Source organism: Xanthocytophaga flava (genome assembly GCF_030068545.1).
Taxonomy (GTDB): domain Bacteria; phylum Bacteroidota; class Bacteroidia; order Cytophagales; family 172606-1; genus Xanthocytophaga; species Xanthocytophaga flava.
In genome coordinates this window covers 26,943-47,110 of the sequence record NZ_JASJOR010000014.1, presented here as the reverse complement: position 1 = coordinate 47,110, position 20,168 = coordinate 26,943, and the positions used below count along the sequence as shown (strand labels likewise).

Below are 20,168 nucleotides of genomic sequence, written 5' to 3'. Positions count from 1 at the left end.
GCTATTCAAATTATTATTCCCATTACTATTTCAATCGTTACAACCCAATTCCGGAAGGCAGTACATGGGTAGAAAGCAGACTTTGTTTGAGCTTTTCTCTGGCGGCTGATGTCAGGGTTGAGGTCTGTAGTTTCAACGAATCCAGATTTTTCAACTCTCCCAGTTCGGAAGGTAAATCGCTGATCTGATTGCTCCATAAATCCAGATTTTTCAGATTGGATAGTTTGCCAATCGAGGAAGGCAGGGTCGTGAGTTTGTTATTCCACACATTCAGGTTCTCCAGATTTTTCAATCCTGACAGATCCTCAGGCAATTTATCCAGCAGGTTTCCCGATAGATTCAATTCCTTTAACGAAGAAAGACTAGATACATCCGCAGAAGAAATTTCAGCTGCCAGCGAGGAAATCTGATTATTTCTGGCCAGCAGTGTTTGCAGACTTTTTAGCGAGCCCAGTTCTTTGGGTAGAGATGTCAACGTATTGGAAGACAGATTAAGATTTTTCAGACTCGATAGTTTACCCATAGACTCAGGCAAGGAAGTCAGTTTATTCCCCAGTACATTTAGATTCTCTAACGATGTCAAAGAACCCACCTGACCAGGCAAAGATGATAACTGATTAGAAGACAGATTCAGATCTTTTAAGGATGTGAGTTTAGTCAGCGACTCAGAGAGCGAAGAGAGTTTATTGCCTGACAGATCGAGCGTAGAAAGCTTTGATAGATTTCCTACACTTTCCGGTAAACTGGTTAGACTGTTTTGCCCAATACGTAGGGTTTGAAGATTTTTCAATCCGGAAATACTCTCTGGAAAGCTGGTCAATTTATTGGCTGACAAATCCAGCGTTTTCAGATTGGATAAGTTACCAATCTCTGTAGGTAGTTCTTTTAAATGTACACTGGTCAGATCCAGTTTTTCGAGTTTGGATAGATTGCTTATCTGAGAAGGTAAAGATTCTAAAATATTACCTGACAGATCTAGCTGTTGTAAGTTAGATAGTTCTCCGATTTGTGGGGAGAGTTTGGTTAATCCTGAGAGTTGAAGCTTATAGACCTGATCCGGGTTTTTCAGCGCTTCCTGGAGCGATTGTACCAAGGGCAATTGAGCAAGTTCACTTTGCGTAAGCAAACGGTCTTTAAGCTGGTTGCCCCGAATCTGCAGATCGGTCAGTGAGGGCAAAGAGTCTACAGATGAAGGTAAACTGCTAAGTTTATTATGAGTCAGTGTAAGCGAGCGAAGTTGCTTGAGTTTACCCATTGAATCAGGTAGAGCAGTAAGTGCATTACTATCTAGTTTGAGTACCTGAAGTTTAGACAGAGAGGTAATAGATACAGGCAGTGTGGTAAGCTGATTGCCTTGCAGATTAAGCGATTCCAGTTTGGCTAAGGAACCCACAGAAGAAGGCAGAGTCTTGAGCTTAGAACCTGATAAATCCAGTTGTTTAAGGCTTGTAAGTTTGGTCACAGAGGCGGGTAATGAATCCAAACCTGACAAGGATAGCTTGTAGACTTTGGCCGGATTCTTTAGTGCTTCTTTCAATGAGGTGTATACAGGAGCCTTTGACAGAGCAATCGAATCAAGAGTCTCTTTCTCTGTAAAAGAAGTTTTCTTTCCCGTAGATTTTTTTGTAATAGATTTTTGGGAGATACTCTTTGTTGCAGACTCAGTTTTGGTAGTAGAGGGACTTTGAGCAAGTATACATCCTGTTGCAAAGAGGAGGACTACCAGAGTGGGTATGGGTTTTAAACTGCCAAAAAAGCCTTGCTTAAACCACAATAAACAAACAGAATGAAATAGCATATTCTAACGGAGCTGTGAAATAAAATATATAATCTAGTAGGCGCTACCTGACAATTAGGTAGTTAAGTATAAGCTCTACACTATAGTTAAAAATTAAATTTTATTTATTTTATCATGTAACCATATGTAATAAATTCAATAGAATCTGCTTCGGTATATACCTAATTTATATCAAAACTGGTGTATTATCTATCTTGGTTAAAACCTATATGAGATTATACAAAAGAATGAATATACGATAAATATCAATAGTAATTCCAAATTTTAGTCAATAAAAAAATATTTTCATAGTCTGACTATTTTAATGTTTACCTTCTACTGTTTTCGTTATTAAACCTTCTTGTACTATTTTTTATATTTATTTTAGTGTAATATTTTTAATATTTTTTCACTGATTTTCTTGCTTATTTAAAACTGCTTTAACACATTTGTGGAAGTACGGTTAAGTAATTTAAAACCTACGTATCGTCTTCATTCCAGCCTTTCCTTTCCAGCGTTTTATTTCATAAATAAATTATCACCATAAGGTTAGTTATGCTGCCAATTATGCGCGTCTGCTTTTTTTACAATGGGCATTGTCATGGAAATAGTAGATTTCTAGTGCCATTTTGTTATATGTTTAGCAAATTCCTTCAGAATAAAGGGAGATCCGTTTTCACCATAGGCAAGGTGTTAGTGTTAGGCATGCTACTTCTTGACAGCGCTATTGGTATTCAGGCACAGAGTAATGCCTTTGCATTGCCAACAGTTATCCCTCCTTCTCCTACAGCGGCGGCCTTGGAAAAGTATGGCAATGTTCCGGTAAGCCCCTATACAGGAGTTCCTTCTATTAGTATTCCCCTATATCAGATCAAAAGTAAAGATATTGACGTGCCTATTTCGTTAAGCTATCATGCAGGTGGAATTGGCGTGGCAGAAGAGGCCAGTAGAGTTGGACTTGGGTTTGTTTTGAATGCAGGTGGCATGATAAGCCGGACTATTTATGGAAAAGATGATTTCTATCAGGATCCAACAACATATTTCAATACAGCCGAATTAGAAAAAACACTTATACAGCCAACCATTCAAAGGGCGTGCTTTACCACATTCACAGTTCCTCAGGCACAAGTAGAAGACACTCAGTTATTTGATTATGAGCCGGATCACTATTCTTTTAACTTTCTTAACTACTCTGGAAGGTTTATATTGGACCGAAGTAAAAATGCTATTTTACAGAAACAGGAAAAGCTACTGATTCGTCCGCTCACAACTGATGCCAGTAGTTGGGAAATTAAAACACCCGATGGATTTACCTATACGTTTGAGACTTTCGAAACCTGTAATACAAACGATGGTACAGGAGATCATAAATCCAGCTGGTATTTGACTAAGATTACATCTGTTACCAATGAGACGGTTACTTTCTCTTATCAGGTGGCAAGCAGTCGGTATATTAAACCTATTGGCTCCTATACAGAAGTAAAAGAAGGGGCTATCTTAAAAACAAGCCTGCTTTTGAGTAATGGAGTAACTACTCCAAGCCAAAATCAGGTCTCAGCTGGACGATTTTACTCCAAAGTGTTTCTGGATCATATTGATTTTCCAACCGGACAAGTTAAGATTGTCTATAATGCTGAAGACAGGTTAGATCTGGAAGGAGAAAAAAGTATACACTCTGTCCAGGTATTTCAAAAGACAGGAACAGGTCTTGTCGGATCAGCCCCGATTAAAGAGTATATTTTTAACTATGACTATTTTGATGGACAGATGGATTCAGACTTTATCCCATCCAATGGATTGTCTTCCTATGTTTACAAACGCCTCAAATTACTATCCCTAACAGAAAAGAATGGCTTGCTTGAGAAGAATCCGTATCGGTTTTCTTACTATGAGTGGGGGAGCTTACCTGCAAAAACTTCTTTTGCCAGAGATCATTGGGGTTTTTGTAATGGCAGATGGGAGAATAATTCGCTGATTCCTTCTGTGAGAACCCCTATTGGTAATCCCTCTATTTGTGAGTATACGATTGGTTTGATGGGAAATCAGCGTAATGTCAGACCAGACTTTATAAAAGTATTCAGTTTGCAAAAAATTACTTATCCTACAGGAGGAAGTACTGAATTTAATTATGAAGGGAATAAGGTAGATCTGAATGAGTCGAAAAAGAAAGATCATACAGTATATTCCAGGCTGGCACCTTCTGTTGAAGAGATTCCTGTACCACTTTTCTATAGCGCTAATGATAGAGGATCAGTCATCAGAAAAACACTGGATCTTACAGATATGTATGTGGGACCAGGGAATTCCATAGTTCAAACTACTTTAAAAGCAGCATTTCGAGCTATAAAGCCCTGTAATCAGGCGACCGTAGATACCCGTATCTATTTTGCTCTTTATCATATGGATGGTAGAAGGATAAGTGAGGTAAATTTGGGTGAGGCTATTTGCAGTGGTCCAAATCAGGATCAATGCATTTATTGTCCATCCGGTTCGAATGGCAGTTATGTTCCTCCAGTAATAAGCTATCAGAACACCTATAATCTATGGCCTGGAAAGTATATATGGGAAGCTTATATCCCTGATAGTACTTCTGACTTTAACGATATTTCAGCTATTTATACCTATACAGCTACTTCTTTAGAGACATATGGAGGAGGCCAACGGGTAAGTTCAACTATTGATTATGATGGGTTGAATAAAGACAAGAAGACGGTAAAAAAATACCAGTATACGCATTTGGTTGATAAAGATAAAAATGGAACAGCTGAAGTGTATGAATCAGGAATCAGAATGGCTTTGCCACAATACTGTTATTTTGAATATCAGCCTGTCAAAGAATACCTGATTGCTACAGATGGATTGCAAACTGTGGTTCAAGGTACCCAAATTTCTTTAAACCGCACAGCAGATAGTAATATACTGCTAAATGGCTCGGCTCAGGGAAGTATGGTGGGTTATTCAGAAGTGACAGTATTACATGGAGAGAATGGAGAATATGGCAAAACAGTGTATCAGTATGAAAATCAACCCGATGAAATACCAGCATATGAAATGCGCTTTACTGTTGCCATAGGATTGGGAAACACTATGCAGGATATTTTTCCGATGCGTTCTCCACTGCTTTCCACCATTCCCAATCAGACGAATGGTATGTTGACCTATCAGGCAGATTATGCTTTTCGGAACAATAGTTATGTACTGGTACGGGAAGTTACTAATACCTATGGCAATTCAAACCAGACTTTTTATCCTGCTTTTGAGAAACGTATTATTCCCAATATCGAACGTTACACAGATTGCCGGCAACTGCCATGTACCAGTACAGAATCCGGTGTTGCCTTTCCGTGTACTATGCCTTTATATATCTACCCGTCTTTGTTCTATTCCTGGGTTCGTCTAAATTCTACCACAGTCAAAACCTATGATCAGTTTGATGTAAGCAAATTTACAGAGGTAAGCACGCAATATTACTATAATAATTCGGAGCATATGCTGCCAAATACGATTGTAAGTCTGACAAACAACGGAGAGCAGATTGTAACGACTCAGACCTATCCGGCAGACTACAATAATACAGTCTCTAATCAGGTTGTGAATGAAATGAAAGGTTCTCGTTTTATGCATAACAGCATAATACAAAAAACTGTTGCACGTCAGAATGCCGAATCAAGAAGAGTCATTAGCAGTCAGGTGACAAGATTTGAGTATGTGGATGGAGAAAACAATACCAAAATGATTTTGCCCAAAGAGGTAGCTGCTTTGGAAACGGCTAGTCCTGTACTCGTTTCCGGATCAGAGCCTTATCTTTTCTATACCCCTGCCAATGGATACGATAATACAAAACTCAAACCCAGGTTATTATTTGAGCGGTATGATAAATCCGGGAATCTGCTTCAGGCCCGCCAGCAGGATGGGACACCTGTTTCATACCTATGGGGATATAATAAGCAATATCCTCTGGCAGAGATAAAAAATGCAACCTACACAGATCTATTGACTACCCTTGGTAAGCTTGGAATTACAGAAAGTAACCTGAATAGCCTGACCGATGCTGCCACTATTCGTACCACCATGCGTAATCTGCGAGAGCATACGGATATGAAAAAAGCACTAGTCAGTTCCTATACCTATGATATTCTGATTGGAATGAACTCTGCTACAACACCGGATGGGATAACTGTTTTCTATGAATATGACGAGTTGCAACGATTAAAACTAATCAAAGATGAACAGGGCAATATAGTCAAGCGGTACCAGTACCACTATACCGGACAAACCCAGCCAACAGATTAATACTGATAATCTTATCTGTCAGGATTTGATCCTGAACCAAATTATACAATTGAGTCATACAATTGAGTTAAACAGTTGAATCATACAAATGTATAAAGCTTTCTTTTTTTGGGGATATAATCATATATGATACATCTACATAGATTAGTAAAATACTTGCTGTTACTCCTGGTCGGGTTTGTCCTGACAGTTTCTGGAAGAGCTCAAAACATAACCAATGGTCTTATCGCATACTGGAATATGGATGCTGTTTCTACCAATCAGATCAGCGATCAGATAGGCACTTATCCGGCTACACTCTCTTCGACAGCCTCTATCACTTCTGCTGGTAAGGTAAATAGTGCCTTATTAATGCCCACCCGACAAACAGGAGTTACAGGAGCCACTATGACTGTCTCATCTCTTAGCTGGACTCCTTCCGCTTTCTCTGTTTCTTTCTGGATGAACGCTGCTTCTCATAGCGATTATTCCAATCAGCTTGGATCAAGCGTTGGATGGGGTGGTTTTATTTTCCATACTACTTCAGATGGGAGTATTCTGGTTGGAACCAATACTGCTACTAGAATTAACACACAGCCCTATGGCTATAAGGTGGATCTGAATCAATGGCAGCATTTTGTCTTCACTTTTGAGCCCGCCTCTGCAAATAGTGGCACAGGAAAGCTATATAAGAATGGGCTGCTTATTTTTACACAATATAGTATGGCTTTGCCTACAGCATGGAATGGATTTTATATTGGGTCGACAGATCCAAAAGGGACTCTGGATGGAAAGATAGACGAAGTTCGCATTTATAATCGGGCTATTACAGAGACAGAAGTATATGGGTTACTCGCTTACCCGTATACTCCCCAAACCATCGTTTGGAGCAACTCTCCTGTAAGTACGGATTGGAATACGGCAGCAAACTGGCAAAGTAGTATGGTTCCAACCATACATGATGATGTAGTGATTAATAATTGCACTGTTTGTCCACTAATTACTTCTTCACTTCAAATCCGAAATCTGACTATGAATTCTGCCAGTCAGCTTTCGCTGGGGGCAAATACCCTTACTGTATTTAGTAATACCCAACTCAATACGGCTAAAATTAACAGCAATGGAGGAGGAATCAAGTCAGCCAGCTATTCGTCTGTAGCTTCCTCGACATTTGATCAGGGAGAGATCCGTTTGGAGAAATACTGGGCTGGAAGTGCCAATTTTTCAGGAAACACCTATAAATACAAAACTACTTTTGTCAATCAGAAAGATGTAATAAATATTGGCTCCCAACAGGGAGAAACTTTTCAGGGAGAGGTACAGATAGAAAATTATGGCTATGGAATAACGGCAGCCTATCAGGCACCCTGGTATGCAAGTACAAATTTATTTAAAGAAAAAGCTTCTTTCCTTAACTATTCCAGCTCTGCGTGGACGTTTATCCTGGGAGGATATGGCTATGTGAAATTTGAAAAGGATGTCTTGATCCGTAATGCGTCCAATACATCGTTTGGAACTTCTGGGCATATAGATTTTATGGGTGCTGTACAAATTGAAAATCTGACGCCTCCCTTTGCTCCTGCAGGGACCTATTATGGAAACAGCATAACCCTTAATAATGCCTCTGTACAGACTGACCATACTTTTCATGGTCCTGTAACTGTCGTAAATACGACTTTATCATCTGATCAATATTCACCCACTTCTGTACGTTTTGGCGGAAATCTAGGCCGGTGTGTATTTAAATCAGATTTTAAAATCGGAAGTACAGGCTTTACCCGAAGCAGTCTGGTTTTGAAAAATTCTATTTTTCAGACCACCACCCCCATTCTTATTGATTTATCTGCTGTTTCCAGTATTGCAACGCTGGAATTAGGCACTGGCAATGTGTTTGAAGGGCCACTTACCGTAAAAGCACCCAGACTGAAACTGAATGGTTCTACATTTAAACAGGATGTAGAACTAACCAAAACAGGAGCCGGAAACGATAGTGGCAATGGGGGTAATCTATTCCGCAGTAAAGTCACACTGATCAATCAGACAAGCTCAACTATACAACTGGCCACCAGCAATGATGATATCATTCAGCAGTAATGATGATATCATTCAGGCTCAGTAACAAATCAGGCTTAGTAAAGACCTGATTGCATAGTAAGAGCAAGCTTATAGCTTCAGTAAAACCAGAAATACACCTATCAGAAGATACTATACATATGCCTATTTTAATAAGTACTGTTGTTATTAGATTACTACAAGAGCTCGATAGAGGGTTGTCTGCTGCTAGTAAGTTATTTAAAGGTAGCTATATCGGTTTGCTACTCATTCTTTTTTATATCATTTCTGGGTATAATTTCCTTTCTGCACAAAATAAAAACACCCTCACTAAGCAGCAGATAAGTAAAACATTCATTACAGAGACAGGAGCACATGTACGTTTGAATAGCTTGTTACCCATTCGCTTACAGGTTAAAAGCAATCCCAAAGAACAGGTCGATTTGTCAGTTTCTCTGGAAGGGGAAAATGTCAGTATAGATGCCGATCAGATCAATTTACCGGCTGCAGGACAGACAGCCGCTACCCAACTGATTACTATTTCCATTTTACCTGCTCAGGCCCAGAACAAAGCTTATCTGACAAGTAGTCTGGTTACCCTTTTACTCCCCAGTAATGTCATTAGTCATCTTACACTAAGTTCAGGTCAGGTTGAACTAACCAGGCTAACTAGTGAGCTTTCTTTGGAACTAGGACAAGGTGATCTGAAAATAAGCCAATGTGAAAACAGAATGAATGTTTTTCTTCATCAGGGAAGCCTTCAATGTGAGAAAAGCCAATTAGAAGGGCAGTTAAGTGTTCAGTCCGGTATATTGAAAGTTACACAGAGTGGCGGACATCTTTCACTTCATGGCCCTTCTGCACAATTTACTATTAATGCAACAGGGTCAATGGTGGAGTCTTTACTGGAGAGAGGAAACAACACCCTTACCGTACAGGCTGCTGATGTACAAGCTTCACTGGAAAAAAGTAAACTGGACTTTCGCTGGCTGGGGGATAAAAACAGTACAGGACACAAACTGGACTTTATAGCACATGAAAGTGAGCTTTACCTGCGCCTGCCCTCGGATTTTTCTGCCGAACTGCTGGTCGATCAAAGTGATCAGGCCGCAGACACACAAGTTCCAGACACACAAGTTGCAGACTTGCAAACCGAACCGGCAACAGATGTTTCTTCTCTGTCTACGAAAGCTGCCACCAATACTGCTGTTGATCATCCTAAAACGGCCCGACTAGAAAGTGATTTCCAACTACTCCTGCCTGCTCCAAAGGAAATTACCTATCAGGGAAAGAAAGTTCGTTTAGTCCAATCGAGTCAGGTATTAGGAACAGCTAATGCAAATGGCCGTAGAGATCATCAGATGAGTCTACATATGAATAATTCATCTGTATACCTAAAATATCGCCAATAAAGAACCGATACTCTGGCTCGTATGCGCCAAAAGAATGAGATCGTATTCTCTTTGCATTCAAATTGGTTATTCATACAGATACTTATCAAGATATTGCCGTGATACACAAGATATTGCCTGTTAGACACATGGTTAGATATATGAATCAAATGACCTTCCGCTTTTTATCTGTTTTCAGCCTTCCACTATGGAAAAAAGTGATGATGCTGTCCCTACTGGTCAGTAGTGCGCTAACAGGTTTTGCACAGAATTGTCCGGATGAAAAAGTAGTAACCACTTACGAATCGCCTGTGACCGCCCGAAAAATTACTATAGCCAAAGGCGGCACCTTTCTGCTCGGGGCGTATCAGACGTTCATTGGTCAAATCTGTCAGAACCTGCCGGATATTCCTCCCGTACCACTTGTGACCTTTTCTTGTGGTACGGCATTGGTGAATTCTCCCACAGCCGCACCGAATGGCATTACCTACTATCTGCAGAGCCTGGCCACGGGTACGTCTACTGAAGCTACTTTGCCTTATACAGTTACGCAAAGCGGAACTTATTATCTAAGAGCACGCAATAATCAGACCCTACTTTGGTCAGATGGAGCCTCTTCGGTAACCCTTACAGTTACACCTTTGCCTGCTGCACCTGCCAATCCAACTCTTTCCAATGTAACAGCCAGTTCAGCTGTTCTTACAGCACCAACAGCTCCCAGTGGTATTACCTATTATTTTCAGACTAGTGCTGATGGAATAAGCACCTCCTTTTCTTCTCCTTTCACTGTAACCCAGAATGGCACCTATTATCTACGAGCGGCAAAACTCCTGCAGCCTGCTAGTACACTAAAAGCTCTATACCGGTTTGAAGAGGGATCAGGTAGTCAGATTTTGGACCTGTCTGGCAATGCATGGCATGGTACATTAACCGGAAATGTAGATTGGGCGTCTACAGGTAGGGTAGGACAAAGTTTGCGTGGTCAGGGGTCTGCACTTGTACAAGCCCGTGCACAGGTAAATCTGCCTAATTTTAATCCTTCATCCTTTTCGGTAGCATTCTGGATGAAGCCTTATTCGGATCAGCATCTGAATCCGATTGCGGCTGGCAGTGGCTGGGGATCTTTTGTATTTGAGGTTTTGCCAGGAGGAACTGTGAAGACCGGAACCACAGAAGCTACCAGTCAAACGACAGCGACAGGTGTTGTTAGTATAGGTCAGTGGCAGCATTTTGCCTTTACATTTGAATCTACTTCTGCCACTACCGGGATAGGAAGATTATACAAAGATGGCGTGTTGGTATTTACTAAAACCAATATGGCCAAACCTGCAGCCTGGACAAGCTTTCAAATGGGCTGGGTTAGCAGTGAGGGGGCCTCTCCCATACCTTCTCTGAATGGAGAATTAGACGAAGTGCGGATTTATGAAGGAAAGCTTGCTGACACAGAAGTGAATATCCTGGCTGCTGCCGGAGAATTTACACCCCTTCCAACACTATGCTGGAGTAGTGGTACTTCCCAGATTATGGTTAACCTAAGCGAGCCTGTTCTATCAGATCTGAACTTTGTCAGAGAGCATACCATACTGGTACAAGGATTAAAGACCAAAGCTGCTGTCAATAACCAACCAATAGAAATGGTTGCTGAACAGACAAGTTATATAGATGGACTAGGCCGTCCGGTACAACAGGTTGCCAAACAGGGTAGTCCTATAAAAACGGATCTGGTTACCCCTACCGAATATGATGCGTTGGGCAGAGAGTTGCGCAAGTACCTGCCAATCGCACAGGGAACCACAGGTGGATATCAATCCGAAATTCTTAAGCGAAGCAATGCTTCCGACCCTACTTCTACAGCGCAGGGAAGTTTTTATTCTGACCTCAAAGCTGATAAATATGCCTTTGCAGAAACAGTTTTTGAAAATTCACCATTGAGTCGTCCCCTGGAACAGGGTGCTCCCGGAAGCGCATGGCAGATTGTAAAGGATAACAACGGCAATTCTATTGGCAAGACCATGCGAACACTGGAACGAACCAATACCTCTGCAGATCAGATTCTTATCTGGACATACAGCTTTTCTGCCGGAGAAGCTTTATCAATGCCTGGCAAATATTATAAACAGGGAGAATTGGAAGTAAATGAACTGACTGATGAACACAATGGGAAGACACTGGAGTTTAAAAATAAAGAGGGACAGGTGATAGCCAAGAAAGTTCAGGAGAACAAACTCACTAGTGGACAAAACGATGCAAATCGGCAGTATGTGACCACTTACTATATATACGATGATTTTGGACAGTTGCGATTTGTATTGCCTCCAATGGCTGTAGCAACATTGTCGACAGCATTGGATATATCCAGTAACCAATACCGGATTCCGTATGTCCGTTCTACTTCTTCCCACGCTGCTTTTACCAAACGGTATTGTTTTGCCTACCGGTATGATAAGCGAAATCGGCTTGTCGAAAAATCAGTACCGGGAACAGAACCTGTGTATATGGTTTATAATGCTATTGATCAGCCAATTCTTTCACAGGATGGAAATCAGCGCAAAGCGAATCAGTGGTCATTCACTAAATATGATGGGTTGGGAAGAGCCATATTGACAGGGATTTATACGCATTCTACCGCGGCTACTCCTGAACAGATGCAAACGTCAGTGGAAAACTGGCTGTCTGCCAATACCTCCCGCAAACTATATGAAGAGCGTAGTCCAGATAATTTTGCTATCCAGCATGGATATACGGCACAGGCCTTTCCACCACTGGATGCGATCATAACCTGTGAGGGGGTGACAGGGACTAGTTCTGTTCCTACTTCTACTACCAATACAACCTGGATACCGGTTGGTTTTACACCAGGGCTAGGCTATCAAACACTCGTGGCAACACCTTATACTGTAAGTGCAGGCACCTCACTTGGAGGTACGCCTTTATCGGTGTCCTTTCAGGTGGTGAATGGTAGAGCCAATCAATCTCCTACGGTTTCAGTAGGCAGTGATCAGAACCTGCTGCTTCCTGCCAATGCCATTGTACTTCGGGGCTCTGCCTATGATCCTGATGGATCAGTTGTTACCTATGCCTGGAGCAAACTTAGTGGCAATACGGCTACCCTGTCAGGGCAAAATTCTGCCAGTCTTTCGATTAATGATCTTACAACAGGAACCTATGTATTCCGTCTGACAGTCACTGATAACGGTGGTTCGCAAGCCTCTGATGATGTAAAGGTAACAGTAGTGGCTCCCTTTATTACGCCAGTTTTCTACCGGGCTATTAACCTGAATGGGCCCACTGTAACCATTGATGGCTTACAATTTGAGTCTTCTGCAACTGCTCCCAATGTAACTATTTCCGGAAGCACAGATTCGTCCCTTTCTGTCTCCCTTACACCTGCCACTGATGCTGCCCGTGCACAAATGATTCGGACTTCCCTTTCTTCTAATCCGGGTATAAACATTAGCTCTGTTCCCAATGGTTTTTATGATGTGTACCTGTATCAGTGGGAGAACGATTATCCGGATGGACTTTCCTTCTATATTGAAGGAGAGAAAGTACTGGATTATCATCAGATCCCTACGGCTGGCCGGTGGTATCGCCACGGTCCTTTCCGGACACAGGTAGCCGATAGCTCACTTACCATTGCCACAGAAGGCTATGGAGGCTTTAGTGGTTTGGAAATTTATTCGATTCCAACCAGTGGGGTTACAGGTAATATACCCCCTGCTGTAAATCTGGTAAGCCCTACGGCAGATATGACATTGAAGATCAATCAATATACTCTTTTCAAATCCCATGCGATTGATATGGATGGATCTGTTTCCAAAGTAGAATACTATATCAATGGGCAAAAGGTAGATGACTTCTTTTCTGCTCCTTATCAGATGTGGTATGCCTTTGAGTCAACAGGTGTCTATCACCTGGTGGCTAAAGCCTATGACGATCAGGGAGGTGTAGGCACATCAATGGAGCGAATAATTTCTGTAGGTAACGTGTCGGATATATTACAGATTGATGCGCTGGCTGCGTATCTACCTTTAAGTGAAGGATCTGGCAGTATTGCTTTTGATTATTCCGGCAAAGAAAACCGGGGCCGTCTGGTGGCAAATCCTGCGTGGAAGACCAATGGCAAAGTAGGAGGGGGATTGGAGTTAACTTCCGGCAAATATATCCAGATAGATAGTTTAACTTCTCAACCAGGTAGCTTCTCTGTTTCTTTTTGGCTGAATCCCTATACGATTACAGGGACCAGTTCGCTGGTGTCTGCGGTAAATGGGTGGGGTAGTTTTATGCTGGAAGTCAATGCGGACGGCTCACTGAAAGTTGGTACGACTCAGGGAACGGCAGTGATAGCCCCGGCAGGGACAGTAGAAACAGGTAAGTGGCAACATCTGGTATTTACTTTCTTTGCTTCGTGGAATAATGCCACTGGTAAACTCTATAAAAACGGAACCCTTATCGCTTCCCAGTCAGCAATGGCACTGAGTACGGTAGGCTGGAACGGTCTTCGCCTTGGGAATACCACTACCACTTGGTCTGGCATGGTAGATGAAGTGCGTGTATATACACGACCACTCAATGAGGTGGAAGTAGTGTCTCTCTCTCAGGTAGCCGATGTAATCTCCAATACACTCCCTGTGGTGAGTTTGACTGCTCCTGCTGACGGGACTACTCTAGCCGCTGGTGCCTCAGTAACCTTATCAGCTACCGCATCAGATGCAGAAGGTGGAATTGCGTATGTAGAGTTTTATGCCAATGAGACTTTGCTTGGTTCAGATGCTACCTCCCCTTACTCAATGTCCTGGACCCAGATACCACAGGGATCATATCAGTTATCAGCCAAAGCCTACGATTATCAGGGTGGGGTAACGACCAGTACAAAAAACTTACTATCGGTAGGCAGCGCTACTCCGGTTTTTGTCAGGGCAATTAATCTGAATGGGACGGCCGGTACCCTGAATGGCAATAGCTGGCAGTCATCGGCTTCTGCTGCGGATTTCTCGTATACGGGTTCTGTGGTTAGCCTGCCTACTGTGCCTTTATCTCCTTCTGTAGCCGACCCCTATCTGGCTTCCATGTTACGAACCTCGATCTCACAATGGAATGTCGGAATTAACCTGGCTAACCTTCAGACTGCTACCTATCGGATCTTTCTCTATGTATGGGAAGATGACCAGCAACAAACCTATTCGATTGCGATGGAAGGAAAGACAGTGCTGGCCGATTATAACTCTGGCAGTGCAGGACATTGGGAGAAACTGGGCCCATTTACTGTTCGGGTAACGGATGGTACACTCAATGTAGCTACCTATGGAGGATGGGCTAATATGTCAGGTATTGAAGTATATCGTCTGCCTGAGCCAAGCATTCTGCCAGTTGCCGCAAGTTCAATAGGGCGGTTTGCACTCGTTAACGGTGATACAGGAGAAGAAATTTCGCCACTGGTCGCAGGAGATATTGTGGATCTGGCTTCACTTCCTACACAAAACATCAATATCAAAGCAGTTGCCAATCCTGATTCGGTGGCTCGGGTAGAATTTGCTTTAAAACGGATCAAGTCCGATGGATCAGAGGAGGTTATTACGGGAATAGATGCCATCTACAGCGCTCCCAACAAAGGATATTATCTTCGTACTACGGATTCACCCACGTTGCCAGCAGGTGGAGACGGACCCATATCGACTCAGCCAGGAGTAGAATTATTGACAGTAAGTTACTATGATGATTATGATTTTAACCGGGATAATACACCGGATGTGACCTATTCTCAGGTGTATTCGGATATGGGTGTTTATCTGAACCTACAGGGTAAACCTACAGGATCGGTCATCAAGACTCTTGCCAGATGTCCCGAGCAGTGGCTCCGCTCTGTCACCTTCTATGACAATAAAGGCCGGGTGATTCAGGTTCAGTCTCAGAATCAGCTTGGAGGAATAGATATTACCTCTTCACGGTATGATTTTGCCGGATTGTTGCTGCATTCCCAGTTATCACATAAAAAAGATCCCTCAACGCCTGAACTGGTTGTAAAAACCCGTACAATAATTGACCATTCGGGTAGAGTCAAAGAAGCCTATCAAACCATTGGGACAGAATCAGAACAACAGGTCAGCGCCCTTACCTATTCTAAAATTGGTGAGGTGATTACCAAAAATCTAGGCAAAAATACAGATGGCTCGTATCTGCAGAAAGTAGATTTTACCTATACTATCCGTGGATGGATGAGCGCCATTAACGATGCGCCCTTAAAAGAAGCTGGGGATTTGTTTGGCATGGCACTAACTTACACGAGTGCAACCAATATTGCCGGAGATAATGCGCAATACAATGGCAACATATCAGGGCAGAAATGGATGAGTGGCTATGATAAAGTGTTACGTTCATATAGCTATGAGTATGATGCCATGAACCGCATTACCAAAGGTGGTTATACATTCAATAACACAACCAGTACTACTACAGCCATTGTACCCGCTCCCGCAACAGAAAGTTATACCTTGTCAGGGATGCAATATGATAAAAATGGTAATATTCTGCATCTGACCCGCAATGGAGTAACTTCCTTTAATGCAACAGGCAAAGCAACTGGCTTTGGACAAATAGATGATCTGAGCTACTCCTATTCAGGTAACCAGCTGACCAATGTGCGTGATTTCTCTCAGAGTACGATACAAACAACACCTTCTGTTACGGGCGATTTTACTGATGCCAGTTTTGGAAGTGGACAGGAATACTTTTATGATGAAAACGGTAATCTGACCAAGGAAACCAATAAAAATATAACTGTTGAATACAATTACCTGAATCTGCCCAGAGCCATTCGTTTTACAGGTAGTAGTAACTGGATTGAAAATGTATATAGTGCCACCGGAGTAAAGCTACAAAAGATCGTCCATACCAGTTCAGACAATAAGATTACCGATTATGTGGCAGCTATGGTTTATGAGGATGCTGTCTTGCAGTTTATTCCAATGAGTGAAGGAAGAGTACTTCCTCCTCAGGTGACAGGCAAAAGTGCCTATGTGTATGAGTACCACTACAAAGATCACTTGGGTAATCTCAGATTGGCCTTTCAGAAAGGAGAGAACCTGCAGTCGCAGGCAACACTGGAAGATGCGGCTCAGGCCACTGAAAGCCTTCAGTTTAATATTGTCCCACAAACCCGTCAGAGTGATGCAATCAAAGTCTATTCGGGCCTGAAAGCGGCTAAACTGACACTGCAATATCCGATGGGTCCTATGCGCATTTTTAAGGTACAGCGGGGAGATAAACTATCCGCTTCGGTTGTAGGTGCTTTCTTTGAGGATGCTTCCAGTACCACCAATGGATTAAGTTTGTTTTTACAAACGACAGGTGGAAATCCGGCAGGACAGACACGGGAAGGCAATCAAAGCTGGCCATCGTTGCAGGTGGGTTTAGCCACTGGCTTTCCCTCCAATGCGCCAACTTCTCTTCCCAAAGCCTATTTGCGGATGATCTTTTACAATGAAGATCAGACTGTTGTAGCAGATTTGAGTGATTTTCTGGAAAATACGAAAAACAGTTTTCATGCACTGGAAATCCTCAATCAGACCGTGCAACAATCCGGGTATGTACGTATCTTCGTTGCCAACGAGTCTGAGTCAGAAGTATGGTTTGATAACTTGCAGATTACCCATGTGCAAGCGCCTATTGTTCAGGAAAATCACTATGATCCATGGGGATTGAATCTGGTAGGCATTGAAACAAAAGGCAATCCTAATCATCGCTGGCAGTTTAATGGGCAGGAAAAGGTTTCTGATTTTGGCTTAAACTGGAGTATGTATCGCTATCGGGAATATGATCCTTCTATCGCCCGATTTATGCGTATTGATCCGATTACTGAGAAATACTATGAATTAACACCTTATCAATTTGCAAGTAATAATCCTGCTTCTAAAATTGAAATTGAAGGATTAGAGGGTATAGAATTTCAATTTATTGAATTTGTTATGCCTTACATCCAATTCTTATTAGCAGGTAATAGGCACATTGGAAATGAGATTCAGAGCAAGTATGATGAGGCTTATATAAACACTGTTCCTAAGAATGTAAGAGATTATAATGATAATCTAGGTTTAATGCAGGCTAAAGCAGATATGTTTGCAGCTGGGGCAAAAGCAGTTGTTTCCAACTATGCGCTTATGCAGCCTCTTGAACAAGCAGCTGTTGCTGCTGCTGGAGAAGTTATTCCTGCTGTAGCTAACAAAATTGCTAACAAAGATGTAGATATTGCACGAAGAGCTACGGATATTCAAAATGCACAAACTTCTCAATATGCTCGAGATCATTCTACTACAGCAACTGGAAAGTTTCAGAGAAAAGATGGCTCAATTTATATAGGTGTATCTTCTAGTAGAAAAAATTTAGATCTTGCACAAAAAAGTGTTTTAAAGCCAAATGAGGTACCTATACTAGGTGAGGGACATGGAGAAGCTACTCTTTTTGAACATGTTGACAGAACAGGAGAGACTCTTATAGAGTGGGCGGCTAGTCGCCCTGTTTGTGAAGGTTGTGCTATGGCAGCATATAAGAGAGATTTGCCACCTCCAATAACACCATTAAAAAAGCCGAATGAACCTAATGGAAACCCCTGGATCTATAAGTGGTGGGATATTTATAAAAAACCATAAGAGTAAAAACTATAAATTATGAGTACTGGAGAGATACTAAAACAGTTAGCAGTTATTATAGAGAAGCAACAAATACTTTCAGTACAGCAACAAATACTTTTTGCTGCACTGACTTGTGAGAAAATGTACCCTACATATGAAGCTTTTGTAAAGGAAAATAAATGGGGAGATGAAAAACTGTTGCAACTAATATTAGTTTCATTATATGAGGTAGTGCATACCGAAAAGATTGATCAGGAAGAATTACAAAGTCAAAAAAAAGATATAGATACTATAATACCTGATACAGGCGATTTTCCATATTCAATTACATCTTATGCAATAGATACTTGTTTTGCATTTTATGACACATTAGAACTCTTATCTACTCTTGATATCCAATCGTTGTCTAATGTATCAACTCACTCAATTAATATGATAGATATGTTTGTATCAGAAGTTCTTAACCTTGATTCTACTGATCTCTTATCAGAGAAAAAGATTCTCGCTAATAATTATATGGTTGCTGAAATGGCTAGGCAGCTTACCCTTATAACAGAATTATCAGCAATACAATCAATTGACATTGCACAAATACAACGATTAAGAAGAATAAATGAAAGTTATTTGACCTTTGATATTTCTTTGATTAAAAAGCGTAACAATCCATAATCGGTACTATTAATAACAAACATCTTAACCGTTTTTACAAACGACAGGCGGCAATCCGGCAGGACAGACACGGGAAGGCAATCAAAGCTGGCCATCGTTGCAGGTGGGTCTAGCCACGGGCTTTCCCTCCAATGCGCCAACTTCTCTTCCCAAAGCCTATTTGCGTATGATCTTTTACAATGAAGATCAGACTGTTGTGTCAGATTTGAGTGATTTTCTGGAAAATACGAAAAACAGTTTTCATGCACTGGAAATCCTCAATCAGACCGTGCAACAATCCGGGTATGTGCGTATCTTCGTTGCCAACGAGTCCGAGTCAGAGGTATGGTTTGATAACTTGCAGATTACCCATGTGCAAGCGCCTATTGTTCAGGAAAATCACTATGATCCATGGGGACTCAATCTGGTAGGCATTGAAACGCAAGGTAATCCTAATGATAAGTTTCAGTTTGTAGGACAAGAAAAAAGTGACGAATTTGGTTTAAATTGGTATTCATTCCGATTCAGAGAATACGATCCTCAACTCGCTCGCTTTATTAGTGTAGATCCATTAGCCGATAAGTTTGTTCATAATTCTGTCTATGCTTATGCGGAAAATAAACCTGTGAATGGCATAGATTTAGAGGGATTGGAATATGTCAATGTCAATGCAATCGGTGGAGTAGGAAGTGATAATTACAGACTATTAAGAAATGGTTATGGTAAAGAAGAGGTAAAATATAATGGACAGATCTATCTTAATGTGGGTACACACCTATATCAGGATAAGTCAGGTAACATAATCTGGAAAGAAACTGAGGGTAGTACCAAAATCACAGAGTGGATTTATAAAACTATTGATCAAGTTATTCCAGATAGTGATTATATAGCATATATTAAAGGAGACCCTAATTTTGGTGACTGTAAACAATGTACTGATGCTCAGTTGGATAAAGCAGGAGTAAAACCAGATTCTTATTTCAACTCCTTTCAAATGTATAAAGAAGGTAAAGATGGATTGCCAGTAACAAAGGAGTCAAAAGAAATGGCACTTGATATAATCCATAAAAATTTAGAAGCAGGATTACCTGTAGAGGTGGGAATTAGTTATACAAAAGGTCTTGGCCGAAATCATGATAAAAGTACTGATCATTTTGTGGTAATTGTATCAAGAGGAGAAGACGTGGAAGGAAAGTTCTTTAATTTCTTTGAAAATGCAGTCGGAAATCCACATTCTGGTACAGCATTGAAGAATCGATTGACTCTTCAAGCGGATGGTACATTGACTGGGACAACAACTTGGTATGCGATAGATCCGAAAACTAAAAGACATATACCATTGACTTATCAAGTCACACATGTAAGACCTAACATATCTAACAAATAATTAATATTTCGCTT

At 41.4% G+C, this 20,168-nt stretch carries 7 protein-coding genes; 6 read left to right on the top strand and 1 reads right to left on the bottom strand.

What is annotated here, in order from left to right; all coding sequences use genetic code 11:
• Positions 1–37 precede the first annotated feature (37 nt).
• Complete coding sequence (locus tag QNI15_RS20285) at positions 38–1,798, bottom strand: leucine-rich repeat domain-containing protein (RefSeq protein WP_314033218.1); 1,761 nt, start codon at positions 1,796–1,798, stop codon at positions 38–40.
• 684 nt (positions 1,799–2,482) lie between these two features.
• Here QNI15_RS20285 and QNI15_RS20280 point away from each other — a divergent pair.
• From QNI15_RS20280 to QNI15_RS20255, 6 genes are all read left to right on the top strand, one after another.
• A complete protein-coding gene (locus QNI15_RS20280; protein WP_314033217.1) occupies positions 2,483–6,070 on the top strand; it encodes a hypothetical protein in 3,588 nt (1,195 codons plus the stop codon).
• Between the two features lie 126 nt (positions 6,071–6,196).
• Positions 6,197–8,143: a LamG domain-containing protein gene (locus QNI15_RS20275; protein ID WP_314033216.1), complete on the top strand. Its 1,947-nt coding sequence runs from the start codon at positions 6,197–6,199 to the stop codon at positions 8,141–8,143.
• A 119-nt stretch (positions 8,144–8,262) separates the two neighbouring features.
• Complete coding sequence (locus QNI15_RS20270) at positions 8,263–9,513, top strand: hypothetical protein (RefSeq protein WP_314033215.1); 1,251 nt, start codon at positions 8,263–8,265, stop codon at positions 9,511–9,513.
• A 140-nt stretch (positions 9,514–9,653) separates the two neighbouring features.
• Complete coding sequence (locus QNI15_RS20265; RefSeq protein WP_314033214.1) at positions 9,654–18,137, top strand: LamG-like jellyroll fold domain-containing protein; 8,484 nt, start codon at positions 9,654–9,656, stop codon at positions 18,135–18,137.
• Positions 18,138–18,155: 18 nt separating this feature from the next.
• Positions 18,156–18,788 (top strand): DUF416 family protein, encoded by a 633-nt coding sequence (locus QNI15_RS20260; protein WP_314033213.1) that lies wholly within the window; start codon positions 18,156–18,158, stop codon positions 18,786–18,788.
• Between the two features lie 103 nt (positions 18,789–18,891).
• Positions 18,892–20,154 (top strand): RHS repeat domain-containing protein, encoded by a 1,263-nt coding sequence (locus QNI15_RS20255; protein WP_314033212.1) that lies wholly within the window; start codon positions 18,892–18,894, stop codon positions 20,152–20,154.
• Positions 20,155–20,168 lie beyond the last annotated feature (14 nt).